Source organism: Arthrobacter sp. TMN-50 (genome assembly GCF_054511125.1).
Window position 1 is genome coordinate 1 of sequence record NZ_JBTNDG010000029.1, and the last position, 5806, is coordinate 5806.

At 54.8% G+C, this 5806-nt stretch carries 3 rRNA genes; all 3 read right to left on the reverse strand.

The window, feature by feature from the left end:
- Positions 1-55: 55 nt before the first annotated feature.
- The 3 genes from rrf to ACX80A_RS15115 all read right to left on the reverse strand — a co-directional run bounded on the left by rrf (position 56) and on the right by ACX80A_RS15115 (position 5625).
- A 5S ribosomal RNA gene (gene rrf / locus ACX80A_RS15105) occupies positions 56-172 on the reverse strand.
- A gap of 204 nt (positions 173-376) precedes the next feature.
- Positions 377-3540, reverse strand: a 23S ribosomal RNA gene (locus ACX80A_RS15110).
- A 556-nt stretch (positions 3541-4096) separates the two neighbouring features.
- Positions 4097-5625: ribosomal RNA gene (locus ACX80A_RS15115) — 16S ribosomal RNA — on the reverse strand.
- The 16S, 23S and 5S rRNA genes sit together here, the layout of an rRNA operon.
- Positions 5626-5806: the final 181 nt, after the last annotated feature.

The following is a 5806-nucleotide window of genomic DNA, read 5'->3' on the forward strand; positions in this document are numbered from 1 at the left end:
TGGTGGTTAAGTGCGGAAGGCCCCACCGTGGGGTGGGGCCTTTCGTCTAATGGTTGTCCGGCGGTGTCCTACTCTCCCACACTCTCTCGGGTGCAGTACCATCGGCGCTGTGGGTCTTAGCTTCCGGGTTCGGAATGGGACCGGGCGTTTCCCCCACGCTGTGACCGCCGTAACCTTTTTACCCGTTCCGTCCTGGTGTTTAGCCTGGGGGTGGGAAGTTTTGTGGTTACAACATGTGAAACAGTTAGTTTGTACCTGTATTTTGTTGTGTTTGGTTTCCGTTGTTGGTTGGGAACCGCATAGTGGACGAGGGCAGCATATCTTTTTCACCATCCCTGGTGTGAACGTCTTTTGATGCCGTTCACGGGTGGTGTGTGTGGTGTAAGTTATCGGCTTATTAGTACCGGTCAGCTTCACAAGTCGTTAGTCCTTGCTTCCACGTCCGGCCTATCAACCCAGTGGTCTGGCTGGGGGCCTCTCACACAAATGTGTATGGAAATCTCATCTCGAAGCAGGCTTCCCGCTTAGATGCTTTCAGCGGTTATCCCATCCGAACGTAGCTAATCAGCGGTGCACTTGGCAGTACAACTGACACACCAGAGGTTCGTCCGTCCCGGTCCTCTCGTACTAAGGACAGCCCTTCTCAAATTTCCTGCGCGCGCAGCGGATAGGGACCGAACTGTCTCACGACGTTCTAAACCCAGCTCGCGTACCGCTTTAATGGGCGAACAGCCCAACCCTTGGGACCTACTCCAGCCCCAGGATGCGACGAGCCGACATCGAGGTGCCAAACCATGCCGTCGATATGGACTCTTGGGCAAGATCAGCCTGTTATCCCCGAGGTACCTTTTATCCGTTGAGCGACGGCCATTCCACAATGTACCGCCGGATCACTAGTCCCGACTTTCGTCCCTGCTTGAGATGTCTCTCTCACAGTCAAGCTCCCTTGTGCACTTACACTCGACACCTGATTGCCAACCAGGCTGAGGGAACCTTTGGGCGCCTCCGTTACTTTTTAGGAGGCAACCGCCCCAGTTAAACTACCCATCAGGCACTGTCCCTGACCCGGATTACGGGCCGAAGTTAGATATCCAGTATGACCAGAGTGGTATTTCAACGATGACTCCCCCCGAACTAGCGTCCAGGGTTCACAGTCTCCCACCTATCCTACACAAGCCACACCGAACACCAATACCAAACTATAGTGAAGGTCTCGGGGTCTTTCCGTCCTGCTGCGCGTAACGAGCATCTTTACTCGTAGTGCAATTTCGCCGAGCTTATGGTTGAGACAGCGGGGAAGTCGTTACTCCATTCGTGCAGGTCGGAACTTACCCGACAAGGAATTTCGCTACCTTAGGATGGTTATAGTTACCACCGCCGTTTACTGGGGCTTAAATTCCCAGCTTCGCACCCCGAAGGGCACTAACCGGTCCTCTTAACCTTCCAGCACCGGGCAGGAGTCAGTCCGTATACATCGTCTTGCGACTTCGCACGGACCTGTGTTTTTAGTAAACAGTCGCTTCCCCCTGGTCTCTGCGGCCCCACAACGCTCACGACAGCAAGTGTCGGTCACGGGTGAGGCCCCCCTTCTCCCGAAGTTACGGGGGCATTTTGCCGAGTTCCTTAACCATAATTCTCTCGATCGCCTTAGTATTCTCTACCTGATCACCTGTGTCGGTTTGGGGTACGGGCGGCTAAAACCTCGCGCCGATGCTTTTCTAGGCAGCATAGGATCACCGGATCCCCGCATAACGGGGCCCATCGGGTCTCAGAGACGGTATCAAAACCAGGACCACGGATTTGCCTATGGTCCCTCCTACATCCTTAGACCGGGGCAACCATCGCCCGGCCCGGCTACCTTCCTGCGTCACACCTGTTAATACGCTTACCTCCCAGGATCAGGTCCCACGCTCCACCAAAAACCGCGTCACCCCAAAGGGTGGACGGTCAGGTATCGGGTGGTTAGTATCCCCCGCTCAGTATGGGCGGTTTTTCGCCGGTACGGGAATATCAACCCGTTGTCCATCGACTACGCCTGTCGGCCTCGCCTTAGGTCCCGACTTACCCAGGGCAGATTAGCTTGACCCTGGAACCCTTGATCATTCGGCGGACGGGTTTCTCACCCGTCTTTCGCTACTCATGCCTGCATTCTCACTCGTGTAGGCTCCACCGCTGGTTTACACCGCGACTTCACCGCCCACACGACGCTCCCCTACCACTCCAGACGCCTGAACTCAGGAGAACAAGTCTCCGGCTTAGCTAATATCTGAAATCCACAACTTCGGCGGTGTACTTGAGCCCCGCTACATTGTCGGCGCGGAATCACTTGACCAGTGAGCTATTACGCACTCTTTCAAGGATGGCTGCTTCTAAGCCAACCTCCTGGTTGTCTTCGCAACTCCACATCCTTTCCCACTTAGCACACGCTTAGGGGCCTTAGTTGGTGGTCTGGGCTGTTTCCCTCTCGACTATGAAGCTTATCCCCCACAGTCTCACTGCTACGCTCTCACTTACCGGCATTCGGAGTTTGGCTGACGTCAGTAACCTTGTAGGGCCCATTAGCCATCCAGTAGCTCTACCTCCGATAAGAAACACATAACGCTGCACCTAAATGCATTTCGGGGAGAACCAGCTATCACGAAGTTTGATTGGCCTTTCACCCCTACCCACAGCTCATCCCCTCCATTTTCAACTGAAGTGGGTTCGGTCCTCCACGACGTCTTACCGTCGCTTCAACCTGGCCATGGGTAGATCACTTCGCTTCGGGTCTAGATCACGCCACTCACTCGCCCTATTCAGACTCGCTTTCGCTACGGCTTCCCCACACGGGTTAACCTCGCGACGTAACACTAACTCGCAGGCTCATTCTTCAAAAGGCACGCCATCACACCACCACCCCAAAAGGACGGCAACGCTCTGACGGATTGTAGGCACACGGTTTCAGGTACTGTTTCACTCCCCTCCCGGGGTACTTTTCACCTTTCCCTCACGGTACTTGTCCGCTATCGGTCATCAGGGAGTATTTAGGCTTACCAGGTGGTCCTGGCAGATTCGCACGGGATTTCTCGGGCCCCGTACTACTTGGGATACTCTCCAAACGGCAGCACGCATTACGGTTACGGGACTTACACCCTCTCCGGCCGGCCTTTCAAGACCGTTCACCTATACGCCTGCACTCATTTCACTGATCCGGCAGAATCAGAACGGAAAGTCCCGCAACCCCAGTGATGCAACGCCCGCCGGCTATCACACACCACTGGTTTAGCCTCATCCGCGTTCGCTCGCCACTACTAACGGAATCACTATTGTTTTCTCTTCCTGTGGGTACTGAGATGTTTCACTTCCCCACGTTCCCTCCACGCACCCTATGTGTTCAGATGCGGGTCACCCGGTCCATCGCTGGCCAGGCGGGGTTTCCCCATTCGGAAATCCTGGGCTCACAGTCCGGTTATCGACTCCCCCAGGCTTATCGCAGATTCCCACGTCCTTCTTCGGCTCCTGATGCCAAGGCATCCACCGTGTGCCCTTAAAAACTTGACCACAAAAGATCAAAAAACATATCGAGAAAACCACGGAAACAAACTAAAAGTCTGAAACCAAGATTTTATGAAATTGCTTCTTATTTTTAAGATGCTCTCGTCCACTATGCAGTTCTCAACCAACAACCCCACACCACCAACCAAAACCCTCACACACCACAACGGCATGTCATCAAGGGTTCCGCTGCCATGGCAGGGAAAAACCAGAAACCCCAACACCCCAACCCACCCACACCACCCACACACCCCCTGACCACCCCCAAAGGGACAACCACGAAAGCATGTGAACCGTGCACGAAAATCAGGGCCCTGTTATTTCAGGACCCAACAGTGTGCCATACGATAAACCCGATCACCACCAACCAACACCATTTCCACACCACCCCCGAAGAAGCAGTCGTACTCTACTATCAGCCGGCGCCACCAGGCACCTATAAGTTGATATTCCACCCTTGAGCAGCCCACCGCGGAACAAACGCCCGCGCAATAGGCCATACTCCTACGAACCCCACACCAACCACAGTGGGCTGACGCTAACGGTCCGAGGTGCTCCTTAGAAAGGAGGTGATCCAGCCGCACCTTCCGGTACGGCTACCTTGTTACGACTTAGTCCCAATCGCCGGTCCCACCTTCGACAGCTCCCTCCCCACAAGGGGGTTAGGCCACCGGCTTCGGGTGTTACCAACTTTCGTGACTTGACGGGCGGTGTGTACAAGGCCCGGGAACGTATTCACCGCAGCGTTGCTGATCTGCGATTACTAGCGACTCCGACTTCATGAGGTCGAGTTGCAGACCTCAATCCGAACTGAGACCGGCTTTTTGGGATTAGCTCCACCTCACAGTATCGCAACCCTTTGTACCGGCCATTGTAGCATGCGTGAAGCCCAAGACATAAGGGGCATGATGATTTGACGTCGTCCCCACCTTCCTCCGAGTTGACCCCGGCAGTCTCCTATGAGTCCCCGCCATAACGCGCTGGCAACATAGAACGAGGGTTGCGCTCGTTGCGGGACTTAACCCAACATCTCACGACACGAGCTGACGACAACCATGCACCACCTGTAAACCGGCCGCAAGCGGCCAACACATCTCTGCGCTGTTCCAGTTCATGTCAAGCCTTGGTAAGGTTCTTCGCGTTGCATCGAATTAATCCGCATGCTCCGCCGCTTGTGCGGGCCCCCGTCAATTCCTTTGAGTTTTAGCCTTGCGGCCGTACTCCCCAGGCGGGGCACTTAATGCGTTAGCTACGGCGCGGAAAACGTGGAATGTCCCCCACACCTAGTGCCCAACGTTTACGGCATGGACTACCAGGGTATCTAATCCTGTTCGCTCCCCATGCTTTCGCTCCTCAGCGTCAGTTAATGCCCAGAGACCTGCCTTCGCCATCGGTGTTCCTCCTGATATCTGCGCATTTCACCGCTACACCAGGAATTCCAGTCTCCCCTACATCACTCTAGTCTGCCCGTACCCACCGCAGATCCGGAGTTAAGCCCCGGACTTTCACGGCAGACGCGACAAACCGCCTACGAGCTCTTTACGCCCAATAATTCCGGATAACGCTTGCGCCCTACGTATTACCGCGGCTGCTGGCACGTAGTTAGCCGGCGCTTCTTCTGCAGGTACCGTCACTTACGCTTCTTCCCTACTGAAAGAGGTTTACAACCCGAAGGCCTTCATCCCCCACGCGGCGTCGCTGCATCAGGCTTGCGCCCATTGTGCAATATTCCCCACTGCTGCCTCCCGTAGGAGTCTGGGCCGTGTCTCAGTCCCAGTGTGGCCGTCCACCCTCTCAGGCCGGCTACCCGTCGTCGCCTTGGTAGGCCATTACCCCACCAACAAGCTGATAGGCCGCGAGTCCATCCAAAACCGCAATAAAGCTTTCCACCAACATGGCATGCACCAATTGGTCATATCCAGTATTAGACCCAGTTTCCCAGGCTTATCCCAGAGTCAAGGGCAGGTTACTCACGTGTTACTCACCCGTTCGCCACTAATCCCCCCAGCAAGCTGGAGATCATCGTTCGACTTGCATGTGTTAAGCACGCCGCCAGCGTTCATCCTGAGCCAGGATCAAACTCTCCGTAAATGTTATACAGACACGCACCCACCACCAGGAAAAACCAGCAAACAGGCACGCGCAAAATTCGAAACCAGCCAAAAACAACCACACAACACCACCAAAACGGCATCATGCAGCCAAATTCAACCAATCAATAAAACAATCGGTATCAACAAACATGGCACACTATTGAGTTCTCAAACAACAG